This window comes from Variovorax beijingensis (assembly GCF_003951285.1).
GTDB classification, from domain to species: Bacteria; Pseudomonadota; Gammaproteobacteria; order Burkholderiales; family Burkholderiaceae_C; genus Variovorax; species Variovorax beijingensis.
Genome location: NZ_RXFQ01000016.1, coordinates 109,958 through 136,261, shown reverse-complemented (window position 1 = coordinate 136,261; position 26,304 = coordinate 109,958). Strand labels below are relative to the sequence as shown.

General features: G+C 68.0%; 28 protein-coding genes and 1 pseudogene. 20 read left to right on the top strand and 9 right to left on the bottom strand.

The window, feature by feature from the left end:
- The first annotated feature begins 77 nt into the window (after positions 1–77).
- Together EJO66_RS24265 and EJO66_RS24260 are read left to right on the top strand one after the other, a co-directional pair.
- Positions 78–1,250 carry an NAD(P)/FAD-dependent oxidoreductase gene (locus tag EJO66_RS24265; RefSeq protein ID WP_124957818.1) on the top strand — a complete coding sequence of 391 codons (1,173 nt, stop codon included), beginning with the start codon at positions 78–80 and terminating at the stop codon, positions 1,248–1,250.
- A 55-nt stretch (positions 1,251–1,305) separates the two neighbouring features.
- Positions 1,306–2,337, top strand: a complete 1,032-nt coding sequence (locus EJO66_RS24260) for a class I fructose-bisphosphate aldolase (protein ID WP_125966359.1) — start codon at positions 1,306–1,308, stop codon at positions 2,335–2,337.
- Between the two features lie 3 nt (positions 2,338–2,340).
- Here EJO66_RS24260 and msrA read toward each other — a convergent pair whose 3' ends face one another.
- The 5 genes from msrA to EJO66_RS24235 form a co-directional block, all read right to left on the bottom strand.
- Positions 2,341–3,042: a peptide-methionine (S)-S-oxide reductase MsrA gene (gene msrA, locus EJO66_RS24255; RefSeq protein WP_125966358.1), complete on the bottom strand. Its 702-nt coding sequence runs from the start codon at positions 3,040–3,042 to the stop codon at positions 2,341–2,343.
- 163 nt (positions 3,043–3,205) lie between these two features.
- Positions 3,206–4,720, bottom strand: a complete 1,515-nt coding sequence (locus tag EJO66_RS24250; RefSeq protein ID WP_125966357.1) for an alpha/beta hydrolase family protein — start codon at positions 4,718–4,720, stop codon at positions 3,206–3,208.
- Between the two features lie 184 nt (positions 4,721–4,904).
- Complete coding sequence (locus EJO66_RS24245) at positions 4,905–5,804, bottom strand: transglutaminase family protein (RefSeq protein ID WP_230537788.1); 900 nt, start codon at positions 5,802–5,804, stop codon at positions 4,905–4,907.
- Between the two features lie 33 nt (positions 5,805–5,837).
- Positions 5,838–7,700 carry a bifunctional tRNA (5-methylaminomethyl-2-thiouridine)(34)-methyltransferase MnmC2/FAD-dependent 5-carboxymethylaminomethyl-2-thiouridine(34) oxidoreductase MnmC1 gene (gene mnmC, locus EJO66_RS24240; protein ID WP_125966356.1) on the bottom strand — a complete coding sequence of 621 codons (1,863 nt, stop codon included), beginning with the start codon at positions 7,698–7,700 and terminating at the stop codon, positions 5,838–5,840.
- Positions 7,701–7,707: 7 nt separating this feature from the next.
- Complete coding sequence (locus EJO66_RS24235) at positions 7,708–7,980, bottom strand: oxidative damage protection protein (protein ID WP_012748083.1); 273 nt, start codon at positions 7,978–7,980, stop codon at positions 7,708–7,710.
- A gap of 137 nt (positions 7,981–8,117) precedes the next feature.
- Between EJO66_RS24235 and EJO66_RS24230 the strand changes: the two genes are divergently transcribed.
- From EJO66_RS24230 to epsC, 11 genes and pseudogenes are all read left to right on the top strand, one after another.
- Positions 8,118–9,158 (top strand): sulfate ABC transporter substrate-binding protein, encoded by a 1,041-nt coding sequence (locus EJO66_RS24230; RefSeq protein ID WP_124957824.1) that lies wholly within the window; start codon positions 8,118–8,120, stop codon positions 9,156–9,158.
- A gap of 50 nt (positions 9,159–9,208) precedes the next feature.
- The gene (ssuE, locus tag EJO66_RS24225) at positions 9,209–9,793 is read left to right on the top strand and encodes an NADPH-dependent FMN reductase (RefSeq protein WP_124957825.1); all 585 of its coding nucleotides are present in this window, start codon (positions 9,209–9,211) and stop codon (positions 9,791–9,793) included.
- A gap of 118 nt (positions 9,794–9,911) precedes the next feature.
- The gene (locus EJO66_RS33235; RefSeq protein ID WP_012748080.1) at positions 9,912–10,046 is read left to right on the top strand and encodes a hypothetical protein; all 135 of its coding nucleotides are present in this window, start codon (positions 9,912–9,914) and stop codon (positions 10,044–10,046) included.
- Positions 10,047–10,081: 35 nt separating this feature from the next.
- A complete protein-coding gene (locus EJO66_RS24220) occupies positions 10,082–11,041 on the top strand; it encodes a sulfonate ABC transporter substrate-binding protein (protein WP_124957826.1) in 960 nt (319 codons plus the stop codon).
- Entirely contained in the window at positions 11,041–11,190 is a 150-nt protein-coding gene (locus EJO66_RS32640) for a hypothetical protein (RefSeq protein ID WP_164547890.1), read from the top strand. Before EJO66_RS24220 ends, EJO66_RS32640 begins: the two co-directional genes overlap by 1 nt.
- A 22-nt stretch (positions 11,191–11,212) precedes the next feature.
- Entirely contained in the window at positions 11,213–12,382 is a 1,170-nt protein-coding gene (ssuD, locus tag EJO66_RS24215) for an FMNH2-dependent alkanesulfonate monooxygenase (RefSeq protein WP_124957827.1), read from the top strand.
- A 9-nt stretch (positions 12,383–12,391) separates the two neighbouring features.
- Positions 12,392–13,249 carry an aliphatic sulfonate ABC transporter permease SsuC gene (ssuC, locus tag EJO66_RS24210; RefSeq protein ID WP_206168888.1) on the top strand — a complete coding sequence of 286 codons (858 nt, stop codon included), beginning with the start codon at positions 12,392–12,394 and terminating at the stop codon, positions 13,247–13,249.
- 16 nt (positions 13,250–13,265) lie between these two features.
- Complete coding sequence (locus EJO66_RS24205; RefSeq protein WP_124957829.1) at positions 13,266–14,096, top strand: ATP-binding cassette domain-containing protein; 831 nt, start codon at positions 13,266–13,268, stop codon at positions 14,094–14,096.
- A 36-nt stretch (positions 14,097–14,132) separates the two neighbouring features.
- Positions 14,133–15,420, top strand: a pseudogene (locus tag EJO66_RS24200) (O-acetylhomoserine aminocarboxypropyltransferase/cysteine synthase family protein).
- Between the two features lie 62 nt (positions 15,421–15,482).
- Positions 15,483–15,698 (top strand): TOBE domain-containing protein, encoded by a 216-nt coding sequence (locus EJO66_RS24195; protein WP_007829250.1) that lies wholly within the window; start codon positions 15,483–15,485, stop codon positions 15,696–15,698.
- A gap of 114 nt (positions 15,699–15,812) precedes the next feature.
- A complete protein-coding gene (gene epsC, locus EJO66_RS24190) occupies positions 15,813–16,727 on the top strand; it encodes a serine O-acetyltransferase EpsC (RefSeq protein ID WP_124957831.1) in 915 nt (304 codons plus the stop codon).
- Position 16,728: 1 nt separating this feature from the next.
- Here epsC and EJO66_RS24185 read toward each other — a convergent pair whose 3' ends face one another.
- Entirely contained in the window at positions 16,729–17,571 is an 843-nt protein-coding gene (locus EJO66_RS24185) for an alpha/beta hydrolase family protein (protein ID WP_240648722.1), read from the bottom strand.
- Between EJO66_RS24185 and EJO66_RS24180 the strand changes: the two genes are divergently transcribed.
- Entirely contained in the window at positions 17,556–18,911 is a 1,356-nt protein-coding gene (locus EJO66_RS24180; protein WP_125966354.1) for an NAD(P)/FAD-dependent oxidoreductase, read from the top strand. The genes EJO66_RS24185 and EJO66_RS24180 overlap by 16 nt on opposite strands.
- Here the strand turns inward: EJO66_RS24180 and EJO66_RS24175 are convergent.
- Entirely contained in the window at positions 18,898–19,593 is a 696-nt protein-coding gene (locus EJO66_RS24175) for an Asp/Glu/hydantoin racemase (RefSeq protein ID WP_124957833.1), read from the bottom strand. The genes EJO66_RS24180 and EJO66_RS24175 overlap by 14 nt on opposite strands.
- Before the next feature lie 13 nt (positions 19,594–19,606).
- On the bottom strand, positions 19,607–20,542 hold the full coding sequence (gene panE, locus EJO66_RS24170; RefSeq protein WP_124957834.1) for a 2-dehydropantoate 2-reductase: 936 nt from the start codon (positions 20,540–20,542) through the stop codon (positions 19,607–19,609).
- A 184-nt stretch (positions 20,543–20,726) separates the two neighbouring features.
- Here panE and EJO66_RS24165 point away from each other — a divergent pair, with 184 nt between their 5' ends.
- Positions 20,727–21,284 carry an NADPH-dependent FMN reductase gene (locus EJO66_RS24165; protein ID WP_124957835.1) on the top strand — a complete coding sequence of 186 codons (558 nt, stop codon included), beginning with the start codon at positions 20,727–20,729 and terminating at the stop codon, positions 21,282–21,284.
- A gap of 69 nt (positions 21,285–21,353) precedes the next feature.
- On the opposite strand, the gene EJO66_RS24160 is transcribed toward EJO66_RS24165, so the two are convergent.
- A complete protein-coding gene (locus tag EJO66_RS24160; RefSeq protein ID WP_124957836.1) occupies positions 21,354–22,001 on the bottom strand; it encodes an FMN-dependent NADH-azoreductase in 648 nt (215 codons plus the stop codon).
- Between the two features lie 130 nt (positions 22,002–22,131).
- Between EJO66_RS24160 and EJO66_RS24155 the strand changes: the two genes are divergently transcribed.
- The 5 genes from EJO66_RS24155 (at position 22,132) to cysT (ending at position 26,303) form a co-directional block, all read left to right on the top strand.
- Positions 22,132–23,046, top strand: coding sequence for a LysR family transcriptional regulator (locus EJO66_RS24155; protein WP_124957837.1), 915 nt, complete (start codon positions 22,132–22,134; stop codon positions 23,044–23,046).
- Between the two features lie 118 nt (positions 23,047–23,164).
- The gene (locus EJO66_RS24150; RefSeq protein WP_124957838.1) at positions 23,165–23,806 is read left to right on the top strand and encodes a peroxiredoxin; all 642 of its coding nucleotides are present in this window, start codon (positions 23,165–23,167) and stop codon (positions 23,804–23,806) included.
- Positions 23,807–23,826: 20 nt separating this feature from the next.
- Positions 23,827–24,402, top strand: coding sequence for an RBBP9/YdeN family alpha/beta hydrolase (locus EJO66_RS24145; RefSeq protein ID WP_124957839.1), 576 nt, complete (start codon positions 23,827–23,829; stop codon positions 24,400–24,402).
- Positions 24,399–25,415 carry a sulfate ABC transporter substrate-binding protein gene (locus EJO66_RS24140; RefSeq protein WP_124957840.1) on the top strand — a complete coding sequence of 339 codons (1,017 nt, stop codon included), beginning with the start codon at positions 24,399–24,401 and terminating at the stop codon, positions 25,413–25,415. The genes EJO66_RS24145 and EJO66_RS24140 overlap by 4 nt, the downstream gene beginning before the upstream one ends.
- The gene (gene cysT / locus EJO66_RS24135; protein WP_062470075.1) at positions 25,416–26,303 is read left to right on the top strand and encodes a sulfate ABC transporter permease subunit CysT; all 888 of its coding nucleotides are present in this window, start codon (positions 25,416–25,418) and stop codon (positions 26,301–26,303) included. It abuts the gene before it with no gap.
- Position 26,304 lies beyond the last annotated feature (1 nt).

Here is a 26,304-nt window from a genome sequence, read left to right as displayed (position 1 = left end):
TCTGCGTGCCGGGCTCGCGGTTTTTGCGGCGGCTTGTGCGGATTGGACCTGTCGGCGAACAGCAAGAAAGGAATTTCATGCGTCGTGTGGTGATCATCGGCGGCGGTGCCATCGGCTCCGCCATCGCCTATTTTCTCAACCGGGATCCGCAGGAGGAGCCGTTCGACATCACCGTGGTCGAGCGCGATTTCTCGTACACGCAGGCCTCGTCGGCCTTGTCGGCCAGCTCGATCCGCCAGCAGTTTTCGAGCGCCATCAACATCGAGATGTCGCTCTACGGCATCGACTTCTTCCGCCACCTGGGCGAAAACCTGCGCGTCGGCGACAACGTGCCCGACATCGGCCTGGTCGAGCCGGGCTACCTGTACCTGGCGCCGCCGGAGGGCGTCGACGTGCTGCGCGAGAACCACGCGGTGCAGAAGGCGCACGGCGTCGACGTGGTCCTGATGGCGCCCGACGCGCTGACGGAGCGCTTTCCATGGATGTCGGCCGATGGCATCGCGCTGGCCTCGCTGGGCCTTTCGGGCGAGGGCTGGTACGACGGCTACAGCCTGTTGCAGGCCTTTCGCAAGAAAGCCATTTCGCAGGGGGCACGCTATGTGCAGTCGCAGGCCACGGGATTGAAGCGCAGCGGCCGTGCGGTGGCGGGGGTGGAACTGGACATCGGCAATGTGCTGGAGGCCGACGTGGTGGTCAACGCCGCCGGCGCCTGGGCCGCAAGGGTGGCGGGCTGGGCCGGCATCGATCTGCCGGTGCGCGCGCGCCGCCGCATGGTGTTCAGCTTTTCGTGCCCCGAGACCCTGCCGGGCTGTCCATTGGTGATCGACACTTCGGGCATCTGGCTGCGCCCCGAAGGCCGCCGCTTCATCTGCGGCTTTGCGCCGCCCCAGGACCGCGACCGCGACGATGCGCCGCTCGAAGTCGACTACCGCGTCTTCGACGATTTCATCTGGCCCGCGTTGGCCAGGCGCGTGCCCGCTTTCGAGGCCATCCGCATGACCGGCGCATGGGCCGGCTACTACGAGATGAACCTGTTCGACCACAACGCGATCCTCGGCCTGCATCCGGACTGCGACAACCTGTTCTTTGCCAACGGCTTCTCCGGGCACGGGCTGCAGCAATGCCCGGCGGCGGGGCGGGGCGTGGCGGAACTCATCAGGCATGGGCAGTACCGCAGCCTCGACCTGTCGCCGGTGTCATTCGCGCGGATTCTCGAAAACCGGCCGCTGCTCGAGAAGAACGTGATCTAGCCTCTGCGCGGGTGGAGGCGTACGATCTTTGCAAGCAAGTGAGGGTCTCAGCATCATGACTGCACAGGCATTGATCGATACCGCCCAGGCGCTGGTCGCCGGCGACAAGGGCTTGCTCGCGATGGACGAGAGCAACGCCACCTGCCACAAGCGCTTCGCGAAACTGGGCATTCCCCAGACCGAGGACGCGCGGCGCGACTGGCGCGAGCTGATCGTCACTGCGCCGAACCTCGGCGCCTCCATCAGCGGTGCGATCCTCTTCGATGAAACCATCCGCCAGCGAACGAACTCGGGCGCGTCTTTCGTCTCGGTGCTTGGCGGCGCGGGCATCATTCCCGGCATCAAGGTCGACACCGGCGCGAAGCCGCTGGCCGGCCATCCCGGGGAGACGGTCACCGAGGGCCTGGACGGCCTGCGCGAGCGGCTGGCCGAATATGCCGGCATGGGCGCGCGCTTCGCCAAATGGCGCGGCGTCATCACGCCCGGCCCCGGCCTGCCCAGCCGTGCATGCATCGAGGTCAACGCCCATGCACTGGCCCGCTATGCGGCCCTGTGCCAGGAGGCCGGACTCGTTCCCATCGTCGAGCCTGAAGTGCTGATGGAGGGCGACCATTCCCTCGCGCGCTGCGCTGAAATCACCGAGGAGACGCTGCACGTGGTGTTCGCCCAGCTGCGCCTGCAGGGCGTGCTGCTCGAAGGCATGCTGCTGAAGCCGAACATGGTGCTGCCCGGGCAGGACTGCCCGAAGCAGGAGGGCGTGGAAGAAGTCGCCGACGCCACGGTGTCGTGCCTGCGGCGCACCGTGCCCGCGGCCGTGCCGGGCATCGCCTTCTTGTCGGGCGGCCAGTCGGCGCAGCTTGCGTCGGCCCGGTTGAATGCCATGAACGCGAGAGCCGGGTCGCGCCTGCCGTGGGCGCTGGCGTTTTCCTATTCGCGTGCCGTGCAGCAGCCGGCGCTGGACGCCTGGAAAGGCGATGCCGCCAACGTTGCGGTGGCGCAGCAGGCGCTGGTGCACCGTGCCCGCTGCAACCAGGCCGCGCGCCGCGGCGCCTACGATGCGCGGGCGGACGCGCCGACGCCCGGCTGAGCTTCAGCCGCCCTTTGCCGCATTCACCAGCACCGGCATCGGCCGGTAGCTCTCGGGAAACAGCTTCTTCAGTTCCTCGATCTTCGGGAGGTCGTTGAGCATGATGTACTCAATCCTGGGATGGCGTGTGACGAAGTCCTGGTGATAGGCCTCTGCCGCATAGAACGGCTTCGCCATTTCGATGGTGGTCGCCAGCGGCTTGCCGAAGGTCCTGGCCTGGTTCAGCTGCACGATGTATGCCTTCGCGATGTGGGCCTGTTCGGCGTTCTCGGCAAACACGGTGGAGCGGTATTGAGGGCCTGTATCCGGCCCTTGCCGGTTCAGCTGGGTCGGGTCGTGCGCCACCGAGAAATAGATCTGCAGCAGCTTGCCGTAGCTGATCTGCCGCGGGTCGTAGGTGATGCGCACCGATTCGGCATGGCCGGTGCGGCCCGAGCGCACGTTGTCATAGCGCGCGGTTTTGGCGTCGCCGCCGGCATAGCCGGACACGGCGTTGTTCACGCCCTTGACGCGCTGGAACACGCCTTGCACGCCCCAGAAGCAGCCGCCGGCGAACACGGCGATGTCGTATTTCATGGTGGGCGAGGCCGGCAGGTCGATCGCGGGCGCCGGCACGCGCCGGGCCGGCTCTGCGAACGAGGGCGCGGCATGCCAGGCCAGCGCTGCGGCGGCGAGCATGCCGGCGGTGAGTGCGGGGAATCTCATGCGCTGTCCTTGAAGGAGGCTGGGGGGCCAGGCCGATGGGAGCGACATTGCAACTGATTCCGGCGGACGTCAATATTCGCTGGTCGCCGAGCTCGAAGCCAGGCTCGCAGCGGCGCGGGCAGCGCTGCCGCCCGCGCCGCTGATCACATGCCGACCACGCGGCTCATGGCGGGCAAGGGCGTGCGGCGGCCGCGCCCGGACGCGTCGCCTTGGCGGTGCTGCCTTCGTCCAGCGTGCCGAGCGGGCGCGTGAACGTGCAGCCATAGGCCGGGTCCGCCACCGTGGCCGCGGTGACCACGTCGTCGCCCGCCGGCTTCAGGCCGTCGCGCTCCCACTTGACCATGGCGTCGAAGGCTTCGACCTGCTCGGCGATCGTGAAGTCGCAATGCGAGATGCCGCGCACCGCGCGCTGCACCAGCCAGCCGCCGTTGCCCTTGGCCGCCACGCGCTGGTGGTAGATCTGCTGCATGCTGAAGGGCACGTACAGGTCGCCCAGCGTGTGCAGCGAGACCACCGGAATCCTGAACTCGCCGTTGGCCTTGGGAATCCAGCGCAGGCCGTCGGTGCGCAGGCGATTCGCATCGGCCGCCGCGCTGAGCTTGAGCACCGAGGCGTTCAGCGCCGCGGTCCCCGGCACGTCGCCGTCGATGGTGTAGGTGAAGCGGTTGGTGTCGAGCGTGCTCCTGTTCAGGATGCCGTTGACCGTGCCGTCGCTGCCGAACACGCCCCATACCGCCGCGAACGAGCCGCCCTGCGTGAAGCCCAGGTCGAACATCGGCCGCTCGCCGCCCGTGAGGTTCTTCACCACCGAGCCGAACTTGAGGCCGGTGGCCGTGGGCGTGCCCGGGAAGGCGGTGTAGAGCGTGCCCGTGACCTGCGCCCGGATGTCCAGCCAGTTGACGGTCGGGTACTTCGGCAGCCCCGCGAGCGCCTGCGCAGCGACCTGCGCGCCCGCGAAGTAGTCGAACAACTCGGTGTCGCCCATCACGCCGCACATCGGCACCGCGCCGTGGTACTTCACCTTGTGGTTGGCGGTGGCGTAGGCCTCGTCCTCGATGGCCGCCGCCGTGATGTGGCCGCCCATCGAATGGCCCGTGATGTAGATCCTCGAGGGCGCCGCGAGCTCGCGGCCGTTGGCCTTGGCGATGGCGTTGAACTGCAGGGCCAGCGCGTTGGTGTCCTCCACGCCCGCGCGCACGTCGTAGAAATTCTTGCTGTAGCTCGAGGCCGCCCAGGCGTAGCCGTTCTGGATCAGGAAGCGGCGGATGGAGGGGTTGTTCACCGTCAGCAGGTTGCCTTCCCCGGCATAGCCGTGCGCGTACATCACGAGCTTGCCGTTCCAGTTGGCGGGCACCTCGACGCGGTACTGCGCGCCGCCGAGCATGCCGGCCCAGCGGCTGGTGGTGGCGTTGTCGACGGTGTCGCTGGCATCGGAGGCGAGCGCCGCGAAGGTGGTGGCCGCGGGATCGGCGGGCGCGAAGGAATTGCGGCTGTCCTGCAGGCGCGTTTCTTCGGGCGGCGGGGGTGGCGCAGGTGGAGGAGGCGGTGCCGGCGGCGCGGGTGCCGGAGCCGGCGGCAGTGGCGTGAAGGCAAAGCCGTTGCCGCCGCCGCCCCCGCCGCAGGAGGCGACCGCAAGGCTGGCTGCAAGGGCAAGAAATGTCAGGCGCGCGGAATGCATGGGATGTCTCTCTCCGTTCTTGTGTTGTTGGGAAGAAGCCCGGCGCAGCGCAGTCTCGCGCGGCCGTAGAGAACGACCGTGCTATTTCGCTGGACCGGCGGCGCAGCGTAGGGGCGTTGCCGGGCGCATCGGCCCGGGCTTTCCCGTAGCTGCTATCTCCTGCGCGACACCTGCGCGCGCTGCGTCAGCCCTTGCGGCGCGTCACCACCACGGTGGCTTCGAGGCCGTCGTAGGCCTCGGCATCGCCATACCAGCTGCCCGAGATCGGCGCGGCCTGCGCCGGGTCGCGCGTGACGCCGACGCGGATCAGCTGGCCGCTGCCCATGAGGTTGTTGGTGGGATCGAAGGCGAGCCAGCCGATGCCTGGCAGGTAGGCCTGCAGCCAGGCGTGCGTGGTGCCGGCGCCGGTCATCGATTCGCCGGGCGCCTGGGCCGCGCGGTCGAGCGCGGCGTCGTACAGGTAGCCCGAGACGAAGCGGGTGGCAATGCCCAGGCGCCGCGCGGCCTCCATCATCAGGAGCGCGTAGTCGCGGCAGCTGCCGCTGCCGAGCGCCAGGGTCTGCAGCGGCGTCTGCGTGCCTTCCTCGTCGCGCGCCTTGTATTCGAGGCTCTGGCCGATGTGCGCGTTCATGCGCGCGAGCACTTCGCGCGTGCTGTTGGGCTGGTCGGTGTGCAGGAACTGGTGCGCCCAGCGGATCAGCGTGCCGTTGGCGTCGTCGTCGTGGTGCGGGCGCAGGTAGTGCTCGAGGTCGAGGCGCTCCTGCACGGAATAGGCGAAGGGCAGGAACTCGGCGGCCGGGTCGAGCGCGAGCTGGTCCTGCTGCGCCGGCACGTGCTCGATGGTGAAGGAGCACACGATGCGCAGCTCCGTGGCCTCGCCCATGGGTTGCACCAGTGCGACCGAATTCGAATGCGGGTCCTGGATCAGCCGCGTGAACGACTCGGGGCTCACCTGCAGGTCGGTGGCGAGCACGCGCAGGTCGTGGCTGTCGCGCGGGCGGAACATCACCCGGTGCAGACCGAAGGTGACCGGCTTCTTGTAGCGGTAGACGGTGGTGTGCGTGATGTCGTATTGGATGGCCATGCGCTGCATTCTGGGGCCTTGGCGCGGCAGCGCCTACGTTTGCGTTCGCCCGGTCGAGAGGGCCTTGGCCAGGTTGGCCGGCAGCGGCAGCGGTTCGCCATGCCATTGCGCGGCCAGCAGTTCGGCGCACAGGGCCGCGAAGCTCAGGCCGCGCGAGCCCAGCGCGGTGCAGGCCCAGAGGCCCGGCGCGCCGGCCGCATCATCGGCATCGAGCGGGCCGATCAGCGGCCGGCGATCGCCCGATGCGCAGCGCACGCCGACCCAGGCGCGGGCCTCGCCGCTGTCGAGGCTCGCAGCCAGTGCGGCGGCCGCGGCGGGGTGCAGCCGCTCCAGGCGCTCGCGGTTGGCGGCGGCATCGGCGCCGTTCGGCTCGAGGTCGGTGCTGTCGCGGTCGAAGGTGGCGCCGGCCAGCCAGAGCTGGGTGCCGTCATCGTCGGCGGGTACGTGCGCGATCAGGTGGCCGTCGCCGTTGATAGGTGTTGCGGGCAGCCCGTCATCCGCCACCATGGCGCCCCACATGACCTGGCCGCGCACGGGTTGCAGCGGAAGCGCCGGTGCGAAACGGCCCGATTCGAAGCCCGCGGCGACCACCACGCGCTGCGCCTCGGCCAGCAGCCGGTCCTCTGCATCGAACAGCTGCCATGCGCCGCCGCCGTGGGCCATGTGCGCCACCCGCGCGTTGCTGCGGAACCCGATGCCCGGCCCGCGCAGCCAGGCCGTGATCAGCCGTTGCGGCCGCACCCAGCCCGCGCGCGCATGCCAGAGGGCCGGCGCATCGGCCGGCAGGCGGGCCTCTGCCGATTGCGCGGCGCTCGCGGGCCACGACTCGTTGGGGCCGCTGTCGCTCCACCCGGCGGGGACGCGCGTGTCGCCCTCGGGCCGGCGCTCCAGCACGCCGCTGGCGCGCCAATCGCGGCCTTCCTCCAGCAGGCGTTCCAGTTCATGCCAGGTCGCGCGGATGCCGGCGCGCGTGAGCCGCGACAGCAGGGCATCGTCTGGCGAGACATGCGGCGCCATCACGCCGACCGGCAGGCCGGACGCACCGGCGGCGGGCTGGCCCGCCGCATCGAGCACCATGACCTGCCATCCGCGCCGCGCCAGGCTGGCGGCCACGGCCGCGCCGGCCAGCCCGGCGCCGATCACGGCGCAGCTGCCTGGCGTTTCGATGTGCCCGGGCGCGGGGCCGCGGCGGCGCACCGTCCAGGCCGGCGCGAACACGCCGGCCAGGCAGTCGCGCTTGGGCGGCAGGCCTGGCCGCCTTTCGAGCCGGAAGCCGCTCTGCGAAAGCGCATCGCGCACCGCACGCGCATAGGTCCAGGTGGCAAGGCCGGTGCCCTGGCGCGCAAAGCGCGACACCGCCTTCAGCGTGTCGGGCGACCACATGGCGGGGTTCTGCTGCGGGCTGAAGCCGTCCAGGAAGATGCTGTCGGCCTCGAAGCGCTGCGCGCGCAGCATCGGCTGCACGTCGCCGATGCACAGTGTGAGCAGCACGCGGCCGGCGTCGAAGGCCAGCCGGTGAAAGCCCGGGAGCAGCCCGTGCCACTGCGCGGCCAGTTGCTCGGCCAGCGGCATCAGCTCGGGGTAGGCCCCGGCAGCGCGCAGCAGGTCATGAGGCCCGACCGGGTATGCCTCGACCGAGACGTAGTGCAGCATCCGCGGCCGGTGCGCATCCGCGCGCCAGGCCTGCCAGCTTGTCAGGAAATTGAGGCCGAGCCCGAATCCGGTCTCGAGAATCCGCCATTGCGGCTGTCCGGACCAGGCGCCGGGCAGGCCGCAGCCGCCCAGGAACACGTGGCGCGACTGCGCCAGCGCCCCGGTTTCGGTGTGATAGATGTCGTCGAAACGTTCGCTGCACGGCACGCCGTCGGCGCGCCAGGCGACGGGCTCGGCGGCCAAGACGGGCTCAGTTCGAGGGGGGGACGTAGCCCTGCGCGACGTCGGCGCCTTCGCCGAAGAAGTGCTTTTCCATCTGGCGGGCCAGGTACTGGCGGGCGCGCAGATCGGCCAGGTTCAGCCGGTTCTCGTTGACCAGCATGGTCTGCTGCTTGAGCCAGGCGGCCCAGGCTTCCTTGCTGACGTTCTCCCACAGGCGCTTGCCCAGTTCCCCGGGGTAGGGCGGGAAGTCGAGCCCTTCGGCTTCTTTGCCGAGCTTGATGCACTGAACCATGCGTGCCATTTTTGATTGCCTCTGGTGGGGAAAGCGGTTGCTTAGTTGATTTGGCTATTTAGAACTGAAAACTCGGTCGTTCCAGTTTCTATATGTCGTATTGAGAATACGCAGCTTCATTGATATGCCTTTTTGAGCAAGACACCATGAGCCTTCGCCGCGACTTTATCAAGCTTTCCCTGGGTGCCGGCGTGGCCGGTGCCATGGCCCTGACGGCATTGCCGTCGTTTTCGCAGCAGGGCGCGGCCCCCGTGACGCTGCTCAATGTGTCGTACGACCCGACGCGCGAGCTCTATGTCGACTACAACCGCGCGTTCGCCAAGTACTGGAAGGGCAAGACCGGCCAGGATGTGACCATCAAGCAGTCGCACGGCGGTTCGGGCAAGCAGGCCCGCTCGATCATCGACGGTATCGATGCCGACGTCGCCACGCTGGCGCTGGGCGGCGACATCGACGCGCTTGCCAGGCACGGCGGCCTCGTCAAGGCCGACTGGCAGAAGCGCCTGCCGCAGAACTCGGCGCCTTACACCTCGACCATCGTGTTCCTGGTGAAGAAGGGCAATCCCAAGGGCCTGAAGGACTGGGACGACCTCGTGAAGCCCGGCGTGCAGGTGATCACGCCCAACCCCAAGACTTCCGGCGGTGCGCGCTGGAACTACCTGGCCGCCTGGGAATTCGCCAAACGCAAGTACGGCAGCGATGCCAAGGCCAGGGAATACATCGGCAATCTGTTCAGGAACGTGCCCGTGCTGGACGCTGGCGCGCGCGGCTCGACCATCACCTTCGTGCAGCGCGGCGTGGGCGACGTGCTGCTGGCCTGGGAGAACGAAGCCTTCCTGGCCCTCAAGGAATTCGGCGCCGAGAAGTTCGAGATCGTGGTGCCGTCGATCTCGATCCTGGCCGAGCCCACCGTGGCGGTGGTCGACAAGGTGGTCGACAAGAAGGGCACCCGCGCGGTGGCCGAGGAATACCTCAAGTACCTGTATTCGGACGAAGGCCAGGACATTGCGGGCCGCAACTTCTACCGCCCGACCTCGGAAAAAGCCAGGGCCAAGTACGACAAGCAGTTTCCCAAGCTGACGCTGGTAACTATCGACCAGGCCTTCGGCGGCTGGGCCAAGGCCGACAAGGAGCACTTTGCCGACGGCGCTTCCTTCGACCAGATCTACACGGCCAAGCAGAAGTAATTCGCCTCGCACCCTCGAAGCGAAATTCCGAAGCAAACCGAAAGTCCCTTGTGTCCGTTCTCCTGATTGCCGGCAGTCCCTCCGCACCTTCGCGTTCCACCGCCTTGCTCGAGGCTGTGGGCGAGCGGCTGGCGGGCCGCAGCGCCCACATCGAGCGGCTCGCGATCCGCGACCTGCCGGCCCAGGCGCTGCTCCTGGCGGACTGGAACCATCCGGCCATCGAGCGCGCGATTGCGCAGGTAGCGCATGCGCGCGTGGTCGTGGTCGCCACGCCGGTCTACAAGGCCGCCTACAGCGGCGTGCTGAAGGTTTTTCTCGACCTGCTGGCGCAGAACGCGCTCAAGGGCAAGACCGTGCTGCCGCTGGCCACCGGCGGCAGCCCGCACCACATGCTCGCGCTCGACTACGCGTTGCGGCCGGTGCTGCATGCGCTGTCGGCGCGCCACATCCTGCCGGGCGTCTACGCGACCGATTCGCAGATCACGCTCACGCCCGAGAACGCCTACCAGGTGCATCCCGACCTGGCCGAGCGGCTCAACGAGGCCGTCGAGGTGCTCGCGACCGAAGGGCTGAAGCTGCCGGCAACGCACGGCTTCGAACCGGTGCCGTTCTCCAGGGTGCGATGTAGCGTCTAGAACGGGTTCTTCCTCGAACCCGAGTCCAGCCAGCCCCATTCCTGTTCCCGTTTTTTGAAGTCGCCGCTGCGCGGCGAGGGCGCAGCTTTGCCTGAAGTTTTTGCACAAGGAATCACGCATGAACCCCGTTGCCACCGAAGACTCCGCGCTCGACGCGCAGCCCCGCTCCATCTGGAAGGCGCTGCGGGACCTGGCCATCAGCACGATCGTGGTGACCGCCATCGCGCTCATCGTCGGCTTCATCTCGGCCTGAGGCCACCTGCATCCGCATTCGAAAAGGACGAGCCCATGACTTCCATCTCCATCCCGCGCCGCCGCCTGCTGCAGGGCGCCGCTGCCGCCGCAATCGCAGTGCCTTCCTTCGCCGCGCTGGCCCAGGCGGCGGCACGGCAGCTGCGCATTGGCCACCAGAAGGGCGCGCTGAGCATCCTCAAGGGCCGCGGCACGCTCGAGAAGCGGCTGGCGCCGCTCGGCGTCGCCGTGAAGTGGACCGAATTCACTGCCGGCCCGGTGCAACTGGAGGCACTGAACGTCGGCTCCATCGACTTCGGCGACGTGGGCGAGGCGCCGCCGATCTTCGCGCAGGCTGCCGGCGCGCCGCTGGCCTATGTCGCCACCACGCTGCCGCGGCCGCAGTCGGAAGCCGTGCTGGTGCCCAAGGGCTCGGCCATCAGGACCGTCGCCGAACTGAAGGGAAAGAAGGTCGCGCTCAACAAGGGCTCGAACGTCCACTACTTCATCGCCAAGCTGATCGAGAAGCACGGCCTCGCGTACAGCGACCTGAACCTCGTCTTCCTGCCGCCGGCCGATGCGCGCGCGGCCTTCGAAAAGGGCTCGGTCGATGCATGGGTGATCTGGGATCCGTTCCTTGCCGCAGCCGAAAAATCGCTCGAGGCCCGGGTCCTCGCCGACGCGACCGGCGTGGTGGGCAACCGCGGCTACTACTTCTCGTCGCTCGGCTACGCTGCAAAGAATGCCGACGTGCTGGCCATTGCGATCGAGGAAATCAACAAGGTCGACGTCTGGGGCATCGCCCACAAGAACGATCTTGCTGCCGAGTTCGCTGCCCTGTGGGGCCTGCCGAAGCCGGTGGCCGAACTGACAGTGGCGCGCGCCGCCTACGGGACCAGCCCCATCAGCAAGGCCGTGCTCGCCGAGCAGCAGAAGATCGCCGACACCTTCTTCGACCTGAAGCTGATTCCCCGAAGGATCAGCGTGCTCGAGGCCGCCGCGGCGGGCATCGCGTGATGCACGAAGCCTTGCGCGATCGCGCCGCCCGCGTGCTCGCCACGACCACGCGCGCCTGGGGCCTTGCCGAGCGGCGGAGCGTCCGCACCGCATCGCCGCGCTCGCGCTGCGCGCCGCCCCGCGTGCGCGGCGCCTTCTTCGCGATCTGAGGCAGCACCACGGAAAGACGACATGCAGATATTCTGGTTTCTCCCCACCCACGGCGACAGCCGCTATCTCGGCACCAGCGAAGGCGCGCGGCCCATCGACCTGGCCTACCTGCAGCAGATCGCGGGCGCGGCCGACCAGCTCGGCTACGAAGGCGTGCTGATTCCCACCGGCCGCTCCTGCGAAGACCCATGGGTGATTGCCTCGAGCCTGATCGGCGCGACCAAGAACCTCAAGTTCCTGGTGGCGGTGCGGCCCGGCCTGCACCAGCCCAGCCTGGCGGCGCGCATGGCCGCGACCTTCGACCGCCTCTCGGGCGGCCGCCTGCTCGTGAACCTGGTCACCGGCGGCGACCAGGCCGAACTCGAAGGCGACGGCGTGTACCTGGACCATGCGGCGCGCTACGAGCAATCGGCCGAGTTCATCCGGATCTGGCGCGAGATCCTTGCGCGCAGCCACAACGGCCAAGCCTTCGACTACGAGGGCCGGCACCTCAGCGTGAAGGGCGCGAAGCTGCTCTATCCGCCGGTGCAGGCCCCCTATCCGCCGGTGTGGTTCGGCGGCTCCTCGGCTGCCGCGCACGAGCTTGCGGCCGAGCAGGTCGATGCCTATCTCACCTGGGGCGAACCGCCCGCCGAGGTGGCCAGGAAGATCGCCGACGTGCGCAACCGCGCCGCGCGCAAGGGCCGCACGGTGGAGTTCGGCATCCGGCTGCACGTGATCGTGCGCGAGACCGACGACGCCGCATGGAAGGCTGCCGGGGAACTGATCAGCCGCGTCGACGACGAGACCGTGATCCGCGCCCAGGCCGCCTTCGCGCGCATGGATTCCGAAGGCCAGCGCCGCATGGCCGCGCTGCATGCCGGCGGCGCCAGGCGCTCGCGCGCCGAGCTCGAGATTTCGCCCAACCTCTGGGCCGGCGTCGGCCTGGTGCGCGGCGGCGCGGGCACGGCGCTGGTCGGCGACCCCAAGACGGTGGCGGCGCGCATCGAGGAATACGCGGCGCTCGGCCTGGACAAATTCATTCTCTCGGGCTACCCGCATCTCGAAGAGGCCTACCGCTTCGCCGAGCTGGTGTTCCCGCTGCTCTCGCGCAAGGCGCAGTCGCGGCTCGCGGGCGGCTCGCTGAGCGGGCCGTTCGGCGAAGTGGTCGCCAATCTCGATGCGCCTTCGCGCCTCGCCTCCCAAAGCTAAGGACCTCCCATGATGGAACAAGTACAGGAACTGCCGGCGGTCGCGTCGTCTTCGGAAGAAGGCGCCGGCGGCGCACTCAAGGCTTTCGGCGCCAGCGTGGCGCGGCGGCTGGTGCCGTGGCTGGTGCCGGTGGGGCTGATCGTCTTCTGGCAGGTCGCTTCGTCGCTGGGCTGGCTCTCCACGCGGGTGCTGCCGGCACCGGTGGACGTGGTCAAGGCCGCCTGGGGGCTGGCCGTGTCGGGCGAACTCTGGACGCACGTCAAGGTGAGCGCGGGACGTGCGCTCGCGGGCCTTGCGATCGGCGGCGGAACGGGGCTGGTGCTGGGCCTTTTGACCGGCTCGGTGAAGTTCTTCGAGACGCTGCTCGATTCGACCATCCAGATGGTGCGCAACATTCCCGCGCTGGCGCTCATTCCGCTCGTGATTTTGTGGTTCGGCATCGACGAGTCGGCCAAGCTGTTCCTGATCTCGGTGTCGGTGTTCTTTCCGATCTACCTCAACACCTTCCACGGCATCCGCAACGTCGATCCGCAGCTGATCGAGATGGGGCGCACCTACGGACTTTCGCGCTGGCAGCTGTACCGCGAGGTGATCCTGCCCGGCGCGCTGTCGTCCATCCTGGTGGGCCTGCGCTTCTCGCTCGGGCTGATGTGGGTGATCCTGATCGTGGCCGAAACCATCTCGGCGCAGGCCGGCATCGGCTATCTCACGATGAACGCCCGCGAGTTCCTGCAGACCGACATCGTGCTGGTGGGCATCCTGCTGTATGCGCTGCTCGGCAAGCTGGCCGACCTGTTTGCGCGGGGCCTGGAGCAATGGTGGCTGCGCTGGCATCCGGGCTACCAGAAGAAGACGACTTCGAAGTGAGGAGCACACAAACATCATGAATGCCGTTCTGAAAGAAACACAAGAGCCGGCCATTGCGGGTGGCGTTCGCCTGGATGCGCGCGGCCTGCACAAGCGCTATGGCGAGCGCGAGGTGCTGCGCAACACGCAGCTCGCCATCGAGCCGGGGCAGTTCATCGCCATCGTCGGGCGCAGCGGCTGCGGCAAGAGCACGCTGCTACGGCTCATTGCCGGCCTCGAGAAGGCCACCTCCGGCGGGCTCTTCACGGACGGCAAGGCCATCGACGGCCTGCACGACGACACCCGGATCATGTTCCAGGAGGCGCGCCTGCTGCCCTGGCGCCGCGTGCTCGACAACGTGACGCTCGGCCTGCCCGACGAAGCCAAGGCGCGCGGCAAGGAGGTGCTGGCGCAGGTGGGCCTGGCCGACCGCGAGAACGAATGGCCGGCGCGCCTGTCGGGCGGCCAGCGCCAGCGCGTGGCGCTCGCAAGGGCGCTGGTGCATCACCCACGCCTGCTGCTGCTCGACGAGCCGCTGGGTGCGCTGGACGCGCTCACGCGCATCGAGATGCATCGCCTCATCGAGAACCTCTGGCAGCGCCACCGCTTCACCGCGCTGCTGGTGACGCACGACGTGCAGGAGGCCGTGGCGCTCGCGGACCGCGTGATCCTGATCGAGGACGGGCGCATTGCGCTCGACGAGAACATTGCGCTCGCCAGGCCGCGCTCGCAGGGCGACCCGGCGTTTGCGGCCATCGAGAAACGCATTCTCGACCGCGTGCTGCAGAAGCCCGGCGAGGCCGAACCCGCCGCCACGGACGCCAACTGGCTGCAGCCCTCCGCGCACACGCTGCGCTGGGCGATCTGAATCCATCGTTCATCCACAAAGAAGAAAGGCAGTCGCATGTCGCAGAACTGGAAATTCGAAACCCTGTCGGTGCACGCCGGCTATTCGCCCGAGCCGACCACGCGCGCCGTGGCGCCGCCCATCTATCAAACGGTGGCCTATGCCTTCGACAGCGCGCAGCACGGCGCCGACCTGTTCGACCTGAAGGTGCCGGGCAACATCTACACCCGCATCAACAACCCGACGCAGGACGTGCTCGAACAGCGCGTGGCCGCGCTCGAGGGCGGCATCGCGGCACTGGCGCTGGCCTCGGGCCAGGCGGCGGTGACCTATGCGATCCAGACCATTGCCGAGGCGGGCGACAACATCGTCAGCAGCACCGCGCTGTATGGCGGCACCTACAACCTGTTCGCGCACACGCTGCCGCAGTTCGGCATCAGCACGCGCTTCGCGGACCACCGCGATCCCGCAAGCTTCGAGAAGCTGTTCGACGAGAAGACCAAGGCGGTGTTCGTCGAATCGCTCGGCAACCCGGCCGGCAACGTGACCGACATCGCGGCCATCGCCGAGATCGCGCACCGCCATGGCGTGCCGCTGATCGTGGACAACACGGTGCCTTCGCCGTACCTGAGCCGGCCCATCGAGCATGGCGCCGACATCGTGGTGCACTCGCTCACCAAGTACCTGGGCGGCCACGGCACCAGCATCGGCGGCGCCATCGTCGACTCGGGCAAGTTCCCGTGGGCCGAGCACAAGCAGCGCTTCAGGCGCCTGAACGAGCCCGACGTGAGCTACCACGGCGTGGTCTACACCGAGGCGCTGGGCCCGGCCGCCTACATCGGCCGCGCGCGTGGTGCCGCTGCGCAACACGGGCGCGGCGATCTCGCCGTTCAACGCCTTCCTGATCCTTCAGGGCATCGAGACATTGGCGCTGCGCATGGATCGCATCAGCAGCAATGCGCTTTCCGTGGCGCAGCACCTGAAGACGCACAAGGCCGTCAACTGGGTCAACTACGCGGCGCTCGAAGACCATCCCGACCATGCATTGGCGAAGAAGTACTTCGGCGGCAGGTCCAGTGGCGTGCTGACCTTCGGCATCGGAAGCGGCCGCGAGGGCGGGGCGAAGTTCCTCGACGCACTCAAGCTCTTCACGCGGCTCGTGAACATCGGCGACGTGCGCTCGCTGGCGACGCATCCGGCCTCCACCACGCACCGGCAGCTCTCGCCCGAGGAGCTGGCGCGGGCCGGCGTCACGGAAGACACCGTGCGCCTGTCGGTCGGCATCGAGCACATCGACGACCTGGTCGCCGACCTCGACCAGGCGCTGGCTGCCGCCGCCGGGTGAGCGCGGTGCCCCTGTTCCTCATGCCTGAACCCTTCCTTCAACCTCAAAGAGAAAGAAACACCATGTCCATCCAAGCCATCAACGTCCGCAACCAGTTCAAGGGCAAGGTCCGCGAGATCATCCGCGGCGACGTCGTCTCCGAAGTCGATGTCGAAACCGCCTGGGGCATCGTGACCTCGGTCATCACCACGCGCTCGGTCGACGAGCTGCAGCTCAAGGTGGGCTCCGACGTGGTCGCGCTCGTGAAGTCCACGGAGGTTTCGATCGCCAAGCTCTGACGATCTCCGGGCTTGCGAACAACCCAGGCGTCACCGTGGCGCCGGGTTTTCAGTTCTTGGCACATCGGCCATGGGCTTCTACAGTGTGATCTGCACAACGCACGGAGAGAAGCCATGGCCAATTTCGAAGTAGACGGCATCGTCCGCGCGCTGCACGCCGCGCGCGACGAGTGGCGCGATTCGCAGCGCCGCTCGCGCGAGCCCGGCACGCGCGAATTTCCGTCGCGAGATGCGCTCGCGCAGATCGTGGAGTTGCTCAAGGGCGCGCTCTTTCCGATGCGGCTCGGCCCGCCCGACCTGCGCCACGAAAGCGAAGACTTCTACGTCGGCCACACGCTGAACACCGCCTTGCAGGCGCTGCTGGTGCAGGCACGCCTCGAGCTCGACTACAACGCCCGCCACGAGCCGCGGCCCTCGAGCGAGGTCGAGGGCCTGGCCACCGAGGCCATCCGCCAGTTCGCGAACGCGCTGCCGCAGCTGCGCCGCCTGCTCGACACCGACGTGCTCGCCGCCTACCAGGGCGACCCGGCGGCGCGCAGCGTGGACGAGGTACTGCTGTGCTATCCGGGCGTGCTCGCGATGATCCACCACCGGCTGGCGCACGAGCTCTACAGGCTCGGGCTGCCGCTCCTGGCGCGCATCGTGGCCGAGCTCGCGCATGCGCAGACCGGCATCGACATCCACCCCGGCGCGCAGATCGACGCGGGCTTCTTCATGGACCACGGCACGGGCGTGGTGATCGGCGAGACGGCGATCATCGGCAAGCGCGTGCGCCTGTACCAGGCCGTGACGCTGGGGGCCAAGCGCTTCCCGACCGATGCCGAGGGCAACCTGCAGAAGGGCCTGCCGCGCCACCCGGTGGTGGAGGACGACGTGGTGATCTATGCCGGCGCCACCATCCTCGGGCGCGTGACGCTGGGCAAGGGCGCGGTCATCGGCGGCAACGTGTGGATCACCGACGACGTGCCCGCGGGCGCGAGCGTGACCCAGGCCAGCCTGCAGAACGCGCCGAAGGCAGGCGCTGCATGACCTACCGCGGTGAAGCTACGCGTTCCTTCGCGAGGTGCCGCTGAAAGAAGGCGACGATCTCGGCGTTGAAGGCCGCGTGGAAGGCGATGCGATCGAAGCCGGGGCTGTCGCGGCAGATCCCGGGATCTGACGCAAGCTGCGCCGGCGAGCAGGACGCCAGAAAGCCGAAATGCCCGGCCTTGTCCGCCAACCGCCAATCCGGCGCTGTGGGCAGGCTGCGGCGTATCGCCGCCACGCTCTCCGGCGTGACACCGTCGCCACCGTAGGCCGAGGCCCAGAGCTGGATCGGCGTTGCCACGTTCTTCAAGCCCTCCGCGTCGAAGACCGTGCTGAGCGGATCGGCGATCACCGCCGCCTTGATGCGGGTGTCGTGCACCAGCGGCGTCGCGAGAAGTTCACGGAACCGCTGCCGCATTCCTGCGCAGGCCAGACCTTGCGGCGCGGATGCGCAGGGCGACGAAGGCAGGGGCGGGAGCCGTTCGAAATCCGGACGGGCGCCGATCAGCACCAGGCCCGTGTAGCCGCCCCTCGAGAAACCGTAGAAGCCGATCCGTCGGTCGTCGAGCGAGACATGCGCAGGCCACTGGCGGAGCATGTGGCCGATGAGGCGCCGGATGTCCGTCGTCCGGGTCGCGAGCGCCGCGATGCTGTCGTTCGGTCCGCCGCGGACCTGGTAGCTGTCGCCGGAGTGGTTGATGGCAGCGACGACAAAGCCCGCATCGGCCAGGGCTTCGGCCGCCGGGCGGCGGCGGCGGCTTAGCCGATTTTGCGGAGTCGGCAGCGCACAGGCTATGCTTTGCAGCCGTCGATAACGCTGCCCGCCCTCGCATGTCCCAGTCTCCAAGTTCCGCTCAGGCATCCTCCCCCCCCGAATCCTGCGACGTCCTCGTGATCGGCGGCGGCCCCGCAGGCTCCACGATCTCGGCGCTGCTCGCGCAGCAGGGCCGCAAGGTGGTGCTGCTCGAAAAGGAGCACCACCCGCGCTTTCATATCGGCGAATCGCTGCTGCCGGCGAATGTGGAGCTTTTCGACAAGCTCGGCGTGCGCGACCAGGTCGAGAAGATCGGCATGCCCAAGTTCGGCATCGAGTTCGTCTCTCCGGAGCACGAGCACCGCAGCTACGTGGACTTTGCCGAGGGCTGGGACAAGTCGCTCGATTCGGCCTGGCAGGTGCGCCGCTCGGAGCTTGACGAGCTGCTGTTCCGCAATGCCGCGGCACGCGGCGCGCAGACGCTCGAAGGCTGTAAGGTGCGCGACGTGGCCTTCGATGCCGACGGTGCCACGGTGCAGTCCCAGATGGACGACGGCGCCAGGCGCAGCTGGCGCGCCCGCTTCGTGGTCGATGCCACGGGGCGCGACACGCTGCTGGCCAACAAATTCCGCTGCAAGGAAAAGAACCCCGACCACAACAGCACGGCGCTCTTCGGCCACTTCACCAACGCCGAGCGGCTGGAGGGCAAGAAGGAAGGCAACATCAGCATCTGCTGGTTTGCGCACGGCTGGTTCTGGTTCATTCCGCTGGCCGACGGCACCACGAGTGTGGGCGCGGTCTGCTGGCCGTACTACCTGAAGACGCGCGACAAGCCGCTCAAGGAGTTCTTCTACGACACCATCGCGCTGTGCCCGGTGCTGGTGGACCGGCTGAAGCACGCCACGCTGGTGGACGATGCGGTGCACGCCACCGGCAATTTCTCGTATTCGAGCACGCACGCCACGGGCGACCGCTACCTGATGCTGGGCGACGCCTTCACCTTCATCGACCCGATGTTCTCGTCGGGCGTGTACCTGGCGATGCACAGCGCCTTCGACGGCGCCGCGCTGGTGGCCACCGCGCTCGACCGGCCGGCCGAACTGGCGCCCGTGCGCGAGAGTTTCGAGGCCATGATGCGCAAGGGGCCGCGGGAGTATTCGTGGTTCATCTACCGCGTGACCAACCCGACGATCCGCGACATGTTCATGCACCCGGGCAATCCGTTCCGCGTGAAGGAGGGGCTGATGTCGCTGCTGGCCGGCGACATCTACCGCGGCACGCCGATATGGCGGGCGCTCGGCATGTTCAAGTTTCTCTACTACTTCATCTCCATCACCCACCTGCGCCGCACGTGGGCCGGCTGGAAGCGGCACCGCTTCAACATACGGGACATGGGTGCTTTGAAGGGCGAGACGATCCTCAAGTCGGAGTAGCCGCCCGCGGGGCCCACGCCGAGCGCGAGGCGCGCAGCGTGGCCACGGCATGCGCAACGCCCGGGCCGGGACTGCCGAGCACCTCGATGCCGAGGTCTGCGAGTCCGGCCGCGACGGGGGCCATCGAGGCCTGCGCCAGAACCACCACGTCGGCGCCGATGGCGGCGCTGCGGATCGCGCTGGCCAGCATCTCGATGTAGCGTGCGCTGTCGCCGGCCTCGAAGTGCGGCCAGGCCCCGGCGACCAGGAGCGCGCTCGGCCGGACACCGACGCCGGCCTGCGCGGCGGCCGAAAGAACCAGCGCGGTGGTCGGCTCCAGCGTGCTTTCGAGCGCCGCGGCAATCAGCACGCGCGGGCCCGCGCACACGGCGCGGTCGGCCATCGCTCGGTCGATGCGTTGGGCCGCGAAGGCGCCGCCCGTGGGCGTCCTTTCCGCAATGGCGCCGATGGTCGAGCAGGTGCACGCCACCACGGCGGCGCCGTCGGATGCGGCCTCGCGCATGGCCTCGTGCACGCGCGCGGCCAGCATCGGGTTGTCGATGCCCACGGCGCGGGCTTCGTGCAGCAGTTCCTCCATCACCAGGTGGCGCACCTCCAGTTCGGGCGCGATCTCGCGGGTCAGGCGCTCGAAGGTCGGCACATGGACCTGCGCCGTGTGGAGGAAGGCGATGGCGTCGGTCATCGAGAAGAAAGCCTCAGGCCGCTTCGCGGGCGCGCCGCGCCTCGTAGGCCTTCAGGTGGACGTAGGCCGTGCGCAGCACCGAAGGCACGGATGAAGAAAGGGCGGCGGGCGCGCGGCCCAGCAGGTCGCCGACGATGTGGTCGGCCTCGATCGGCGCGCCGCGCACGATGTCCTTGTACATGGAGGCGGTCATCGGGGAGCCCGGCGCCGTCATCATGGCGCGGCCGCGCTCGACGGCTGCCGGGCGCGGCGCGAAGCCGTTGTGCGCGGCAATGGCGCAGCATTCGTCGAAGATCGCGAGCGCCACGTCCCGTCCGCCCGCGCTCGCGATGTCGCCGATGGACGCGCGCATCAGGCTCGTGAGGCCCGCCGCCGAGGCGATGAAGACCCACTTCTCCCACATGTCCTGCGAGATGTTCCCGCTCAGCGTGGCGTCGAACTTCGCACCGGCGAACTGGGCGGCAATGGCATCGACGCGCGCCGAGCGTCCGCCCGCGCGCTCGCCGAAGGCGAGGCCGTGCATGTCGTTCAGGTGCAGCACGCGGCCTTCGTCGTCCAGCGTGGCGGAGATCATGCACAGGCCGCCGAGCACGCGTTCGCTGCCGAAGCGCTCGGCCAGGCGGTCGATGTGGCTCATGCCGTTGAGCAGTGGAAGAATGACCGTGTCGGGCCCGACGGCCGGCGCGAACGACGCCATGGTGGCGTCGAGGTCATAGGCCTTGCTGCCGACCACGACCACGTCGAAGGGCGCCCGGATGTCCTCGGCCAGCACGTGGGGCGGCGAGGGCAGCTGCAGGTTGCCGAACGGGCTTTGGACCACGAGTCCGGTCTTCGCGATCTGTGCCGCGCGCCGCGGGCGCAGCAGAAAGGTCAGGTCGCGTCCCGCCTCCAGCAGCCGGCCGCCGAAATAACCACCGAGTGCGCCTGCACCCACCACTAGAAATCGCATCGTGAACTGCTCCTGAGACTGAAGGACTCGGGCGATGATGCCCGCGATCGGGCTGACCTGCTGGGCAGGCCGAAAAGGCGGATGGGGCGGAAGAGCTTTTTGGGAAAAGGTCATGGGCGCTTCGCATAATCGTTCTGGCCATCCTTCCATTCATGTTTTTCCCACCCCAAAAGGAGCTTCATCCATGAGCCAGACCCGAATTGCCGTGATCGTCGGCAGCCTTCGCAAGGATTCGTTCAACCAGAAGCTGGCCCTTGCGCTGGCGCACCTTGCACCGTCGGACTTCACCTTCGAGCATTTGCGCATCGACGATCTGCCCCTGTACAACCAGGACGACGACGGCAACCAGGCGCCTTCGGTGAAGCGGCTCAAGACCGAGATCGCGGCGGCCCAGGGCCTGCTGTTCGTCACGCCCGAATACAACCGCTCGCTGCCCGGCGTGCTGAAGAACGCGATCGACCATGCCTCGCGCCCCTACGGGCAGAGCGCCTGGGCCGGCAAGCCGGCAGGCGTGCTGGGCATTTCGGTGGGCGCCATCGGCACCGCGCTGGCGCAGCAGCATCTGCGCAATGTGCTGGCGTACCTCGATGTGCCCACGCTTGGGCAGCCGGAGGTGTTTCTTCAAGCCAAGGACGGCCTGTTCGACGACAAGGGCCACATCGGCAGCGAAGGCACGAAGAAGTTCCTGCAGAGCTGGATGGACAAGTACGCGGCCTGGATCAAGAGCCACGCGGCCGCCTGAGGCAACCGAACCCGCCAATGAAAATGCCGCCCCGGGGGCGGCATTTTCATTGGGGTAGAGCAAAGAGGCTCAGGCCGCCTGCGCCACGTCCTTCTGGTTGGCGGCTTCGGCCGTGGCCGCCCGGATGTCGACGCGTGCCGCGGCCAGCGCGGCGGCCTTGGTGGCATCGCCCATGGCCACGCCTTCGGCACGCACGAAGCGCACGTCGGTGATGCCGAAGAAGCCGAACACCACCTTCAGGTAGCTCTCCTGGTGTTCCGCGGCCTGGCCGCCTTCGGTGGTCGAGTAGATGCCGCCGCGGCTGGACGCCACGATCACGGTCTTGCCGCCGGCCAGGCCCACGGGGCCCTTGTCGGTGTACTTGAAGGTGCGGCCGATCTGCGCGAGCCGGTCGATCCAGGCCTTGAGCTGGGTCGGCACCGAGAAGTTGTACAGCGGCGCGCCCACCACGATGACGTCGGAAGCCAGGAATTGGCTCACGAGCTGTTCCGAGAGCGCGTTCTCGCGCTGCTGGGCTTCGGTCGGCTGGGCCTGCACGCCGGTCTTGATGCCCAGGGCATCGGCGCCGAAGTGCGAGGGGGCGTTGGCGGCGAGGTCGAGGTACTCGACCGTGGTGTCGGGATGCGCGGCTTTCCAGGCCGCCACGATCTCGGCCGTGAGGAGGCGGGAGGTCGAATTGGCACTCAGGATGCTGGAGTCGATGTGGAGCAGCTTCATGGTCGATCACTTTCGTGTGGAGGTCGGCGCTCAAAGGTGGCCGGCGATGGTGTAATTCTATTTTTGATGCGAGTGAGCGATAAGTAGCCAAATTTTGACTACATCGTCCCATATGCAGGACAATCACCGCATGCAAGACCTCAACGACATGGTTTTTTTCGCCGAGGTGGCAGAGCGCGGCGGCTTTGCCGCGGCCAGCCGCGCGCTCGGCATTCCCAAGTCGCGCCTGTCGCGCCGCGTGGCGGAGCTGGAGGACCGGCTCGGCGTGCAGCTGATGCAGCGCAGCACGCGGCGGCTGTCGCTCACGCCGGCGGGCGAGATCTTCCTGCGGCATTCGGCCGCCGTGCGCGACGCGGCGCAGGCGGCGACCGAGGCGGTGGCGCAGGTGCACACCGATCCCTGCGGCACGGTCCGCCTGAGCTGCCCGATCACCATCGCCCACAGCGGGCTCGCGCAGCTGCTGCCGCGCTTCATGGAGCGCTACCCGGCGGTGCGCGTCGACCTGCGCGTCATGAACCGGCCAGTGGACCTGATCGAAGAGGGGATCGACATCGCGCTGCGCGTGCGCCCCGCCATCGAGGACAGCACCACGCTCGTGGCCAAGGTGCTGGGCACCAGCCGCGCCGTGTTGGTGGCCCGGCCGGAGCTGCTGCAGCGCCTGGGCCCGGTCCGCACGCCGGCCGACCTCGAGCGGCTGCCGACGGCGGCCATGTCGGCCAACGGCGAAGGCCGCAGCGAATGGCGGCTCGAGGGCCCGAACGGCGAGATTCACGTGCACGTCCACACGCCGCGCTGCGTGGCGGACGATCTGGCGACGCTGCAGATGGTCGCGCTCGAGGGCGTGGGCGCGACGCTGCTGCCGGGCTACATGTGCCGCGCCGACGTGGAGGCGGGCCGGCTCGCGCAATTGCTGCCCGGCTGGGGGCCGGCGCCGGTGATCGCGCACATGGTCTTTCCGCAGCGCCGCGCCCTGGTGCCGGCGGTTCGCCAGCTGATCGACTTCCTGGCCGAGCACATGAGCGGGAGCCAATCGGGCATGTACTGACTGGATGGATCGGCCGCTTCTTATGCGAAAAACGCCATAACCAAACAAGTAGATATTCGTTTGGCATTGAAGCTGCACTTCGCACAATCCCAGGCTCCCATCCATCCAAGGAGCGACCATGGCAACCCTGCGACTCGGCGACACAGCCCCCAATTTCACCCAGGATTCCAGCGAAGGCCCCCTCGACTTCTACCAATGGGCCGGCGATTCGTGGGTGGTGCTCTTCTCGCACCCGGCCGATTTCACGCCCGTGTGCACCACCGAACTCGGCAAGACCGCGGCGCTGTCGGGCGAATTCGCCAAGCGCGGCGTGAAGCCCATCGCGCTGAGCGTCGACCCCGCCAACAAACACAAGGAGTGGATCGGCGACATCAACGAGACGCAGAACACCACCGTCAACTTTCCGATCATTGCGGACCATGACCGCAAGGTGGCCGACCTGTACGACCTGATCCACCCGAACGCATCGGCCACGGCCACGGTGCGCAGCGTGTTCATCATCGATCCGAAGAAGGCGATCCGCGCGACCATCACCTACCCGGCATCGACCGGCCGCAACTTCGACGAGATCCTGCGCGTGATCGACTCGCTGCAGCTCACCGACAGCCACAAGGTGGCCACGCCGGTGAACTGGAAAGACGGCGACGACGTGGTCATCATCCCGAGCATCCAGGACCCGGCCGAACTGGCCGAGCGCTTCCCCAAGGGCTTCAAGGCGGTGAAGCCCTACCTGCGCATCACGCCGCAGCCCAACAAGTAAGCGGACGGGGCAGCGCCTTCATGCAGACTTCCGTGATCATCGTGCCCGGCTGGCGCGACTCCGGGCCCGGCCACTGGCAGAGCCTGTGGGAAGAGCGCATTCCGGGCGCGGCGCGGGTGGTGCAGGACGACTGGGCATCGCCCAGGCGCGAGGCCTGGGTGGCCACGCTCGCCAGGCTGGTGCTCGAAAGCCCCGGGCCGGTGGTGATTGCCGCGCACAGCCTGGGATGCATCGCCACGGCGCACCTGCCGGCCGAGGCGGCGGCGCGCATCCACGGCGCGCTGCTGGTGGCGCCGGCCGATCCGGAGCGCCGGGCCGTGCTGTCGGACTTCGCGCCCGTGCCGTATGCGGCGCTGCCATACCGCAGCATCGTGGTGGCGAGCAGCAACGACCCGTATTGCCCGATCCGCCTGGCCGGCGCCTATTCCCGCGCCTGGGGCAGTGAGTTTGTCCGCATGCAGAATGCGGGCCATATCAACATCGATTCGGGACATGGAGACTGGCCGCTCGGCCTCGCCTTGCTCCAGTCGTTGACCGACGAGCCCGCCGCATGGCCAGCGGGCGGTGATTTTTCAGAAACCTTGGCAACTACATGACTTCCAGATTCAAGACCTTCGCCGCCGTGCTCGCGCTGGCATCTTCCGCGCTCGCCGGAAGCAGCGCCTTTGCCCAGGGCAGCACGCTGCTGAACGCCTCGTACGACGTGGCGCGAGAGTTCTACAAGGACTACAACGCGGCGTTCGTGGCCAACTACAAGAAGACCACCGGCAAGGACGTGAAGATCGACCAGTCGCATGGCGGGTCCAGCGCCCAGGCGCGCGCGGTGGCCGATGGCCTCGATGCCGACGTGGTGACCATGAACACCTCCACCGACATCGACTTCCTGGCCAACGCCGGCGTGGTCGCGAAGGACTGGAACAAGAAATTCCCCGAGAACGCATCGCCCACCACCTCGACCATGCTGTTCCTGGTGCGCAACGGCAACCCCAAGGGCATCAAGGACTGGGAAGACCTGGTGAAGCCCGGCGTGCAGGTCGTGATCGTCAACCCCAAGACCGGCGGCAACGGGCGCTACGCCTATCTCGCGGCCTGGGGCTACGTCAAGAAGAAGGGCGGCACCGACGCCCAGGCGGCCGAGTTCGTCGGCAAGCTGTTCAAGAACGTGCCGGTGCTGGCGCGCGGCGGCCGCGACGCGACCACCGCCTTCCTGCAGCGCAACATCGGCGATGCGCTGATCACCTTCGAATCCGAAGTGGTGTCGATCGACCGCGAGTTCGGCTCGGGCAAGGTCGATTCGGTCTACCCGTCGATCAGCATCGTGGCCGAGAACCCGGTGGCCATGGTCGAGCGCACGACCAAGAAGAAGGGCACCGGCGAACTCGCCAAGGCCTACCTCGACTGGCTCTATTCCGAAGAGGCGCAGGAAATCGCGGCCAAGCATGCGCTGCGCCCGCGCTCGCAGACCGTGCTCAAGAAGTACGCCGCCACCTTCAAGCCGCTGCAGCTGTTCACGGTGCAGGAACTGTTCGGCAGCCTCGGCGACGCGCAGAAGGTGCACTTCAACGACGGCGGCCAGTTCGACAAGCTCTACACCCCTGGCGCAAAGTAAATGAGCGGCGCTGCTTCTTCGGCGCTCCCGGCAGCGGGAGCGCCTTTTTCACGTGCCAACCGGGCAGGGGGCGCCAAGCGCGTGCTGCCCGGTTTCCACATCACGCTGGGCTTCACGGTCTTCTATCTGTGCCTGATCGTGCTGATCCCGCTGTCGGCGCTGGTCTTCAAGACCTTCACGATGACCTGGGAGCACTTCTGGGTGTCGGTGACCGCGCCGCGCGTGATGGCCTCGTACCGCCTGACCTTCGGCGCCTCGCTGATCGCCGCCATGGTGAATGCGGTGTTCGGCCTGCTGGTGGCCTGGGTGCTGGTGCGCTACAAGTTCCCGGGCAAGCGCATCGTCGATGCGTTGGTCGACCTGCCGTTCGCGCTGCCCACGGCCGTGGCCGGCATCTCGCTCACGGCGCTGCTCGCGGGCAACGGCTGGATCGGGCAGCTGCTCGAGCCGCACGGCATCAAGCTGGCGTTCACGCCGGCGGGCATCGTGATCGCGCTGATCTTCATCGGGCTGCCCTTCGTGGTGCGCACGGTGCAGCCGGTGCTCGAGGACGCCGAGAAGGAACTCGAAGAAGCCGCCACCTCGCTGGGCGCCACTCGCCTGCAGACCTTCACCAAGGTGATCTTTCCGTCGATCGCGCCCGCGCTGCTGACGGGCTTTGCGATGGCCTTCGCACGCGCCATCGGCGAGTACGGCTCCGTGATCTTCATCGCCGGCAACATGCCGATGATTTCCGAGATCACGCCGCTCATCATCATCGGCAAGCTGGAGCAGTACGACTACACGGGCGCCACGGCCGTCGCGCTGGTGATGCTGGTGCTGTCGTTCATCCTGCTGCTGGTCATCAACGGCCTGCAAGCGTGGCAGCGCAAGCGCGCGGGAGCCTGAC

Bases quoted from the DNA above. Each gene is read 5' to 3' on its own strand.
- EJO66_RS24265 (WP_124957818.1), top strand. From the start codon at position 78: ATGCGTCGTGTGGTGATCATCGGCGGCGGTGCCATCGGCTCCGCCATC.
- EJO66_RS24260 (WP_125966359.1), top strand. From the start codon at position 1,306: ATGACTGCACAGGCATTGATCGATACCGCCCAGGCGCTGGTCGCCGGC.
- msrA (WP_125966358.1), bottom strand. From the start codon at position 3,042: ATGAGATTCCCCGCACTCACCGCCGGCATGCTCGCCGCCGCAGCGCTG.
- EJO66_RS24250 (WP_125966357.1), bottom strand. From the start codon at position 4,720: ATGCATTCCGCGCGCCTGACATTTCTTGCCCTTGCAGCCAGCCTTGCG.
- EJO66_RS24245 (WP_230537788.1), bottom strand. From the start codon at position 5,804: ATGGCCATCCAATACGACATCACGCACACCACCGTCTACCGCTACAAG.
- EJO66_RS24235 (WP_012748083.1), bottom strand. From the start codon at position 7,980: ATGGCACGCATGGTTCAGTGCATCAAGCTCGGCAAAGAAGCCGAAGGG.
- EJO66_RS24230 (WP_124957824.1), top strand. From the start codon at position 8,118: ATGAGCCTTCGCCGCGACTTTATCAAGCTTTCCCTGGGTGCCGGCGTG.
- EJO66_RS33235 (WP_012748080.1), top strand. From the start codon at position 9,912: ATGAACCCCGTTGCCACCGAAGACTCCGCGCTCGACGCGCAGCCCCGC.
- EJO66_RS24220 (WP_124957826.1), top strand. From the start codon at position 10,082: ATGACTTCCATCTCCATCCCGCGCCGCCGCCTGCTGCAGGGCGCCGCT.
- EJO66_RS32640 (WP_164547890.1), top strand. From the start codon at position 11,041: ATGCACGAAGCCTTGCGCGATCGCGCCGCCCGCGTGCTCGCCACGACC.
- ssuD (WP_124957827.1), top strand. From the start codon at position 11,213: ATGCAGATATTCTGGTTTCTCCCCACCCACGGCGACAGCCGCTATCTC.
- ssuC (WP_206168888.1), top strand. From the start codon at position 12,392: ATGATGGAACAAGTACAGGAACTGCCGGCGGTCGCGTCGTCTTCGGAA.
- EJO66_RS24205 (WP_124957829.1), top strand. From the start codon at position 13,266: ATGAATGCCGTTCTGAAAGAAACACAAGAGCCGGCCATTGCGGGTGGC.
- EJO66_RS24195 (WP_007829250.1), top strand. From the start codon at position 15,483: ATGTCCATCCAAGCCATCAACGTCCGCAACCAGTTCAAGGGCAAGGTC.
- epsC (WP_124957831.1), top strand. From the start codon at position 15,813: ATGGCCAATTTCGAAGTAGACGGCATCGTCCGCGCGCTGCACGCCGCG.
- EJO66_RS24180 (WP_125966354.1), top strand. From the start codon at position 17,556: ATGTCCCAGTCTCCAAGTTCCGCTCAGGCATCCTCCCCCCCCGAATCC.
- EJO66_RS24175 (WP_124957833.1), bottom strand. From the start codon at position 19,593: ATGACCGACGCCATCGCCTTCCTCCACACGGCGCAGGTCCATGTGCCG.
- panE (WP_124957834.1), bottom strand. From the start codon at position 20,542: ATGCGATTTCTAGTGGTGGGTGCAGGCGCACTCGGTGGTTATTTCGGC.
- EJO66_RS24165 (WP_124957835.1), top strand. From the start codon at position 20,727: ATGAGCCAGACCCGAATTGCCGTGATCGTCGGCAGCCTTCGCAAGGAT.
- EJO66_RS24160 (WP_124957836.1), bottom strand. From the start codon at position 22,001: ATGAAGCTGCTCCACATCGACTCCAGCATCCTGAGTGCCAATTCGACC.
- EJO66_RS24155 (WP_124957837.1), top strand. From the start codon at position 22,132: ATGCAAGACCTCAACGACATGGTTTTTTTCGCCGAGGTGGCAGAGCGC.
- EJO66_RS24150 (WP_124957838.1), top strand. From the start codon at position 23,165: ATGGCAACCCTGCGACTCGGCGACACAGCCCCCAATTTCACCCAGGAT.
- EJO66_RS24145 (WP_124957839.1), top strand. From the start codon at position 23,827: ATGCAGACTTCCGTGATCATCGTGCCCGGCTGGCGCGACTCCGGGCCC.
- EJO66_RS24140 (WP_124957840.1), top strand. From the start codon at position 24,399: ATGACTTCCAGATTCAAGACCTTCGCCGCCGTGCTCGCGCTGGCATCT.
- cysT (WP_062470075.1), top strand. From the start codon at position 25,416: ATGAGCGGCGCTGCTTCTTCGGCGCTCCCGGCAGCGGGAGCGCCTTTT.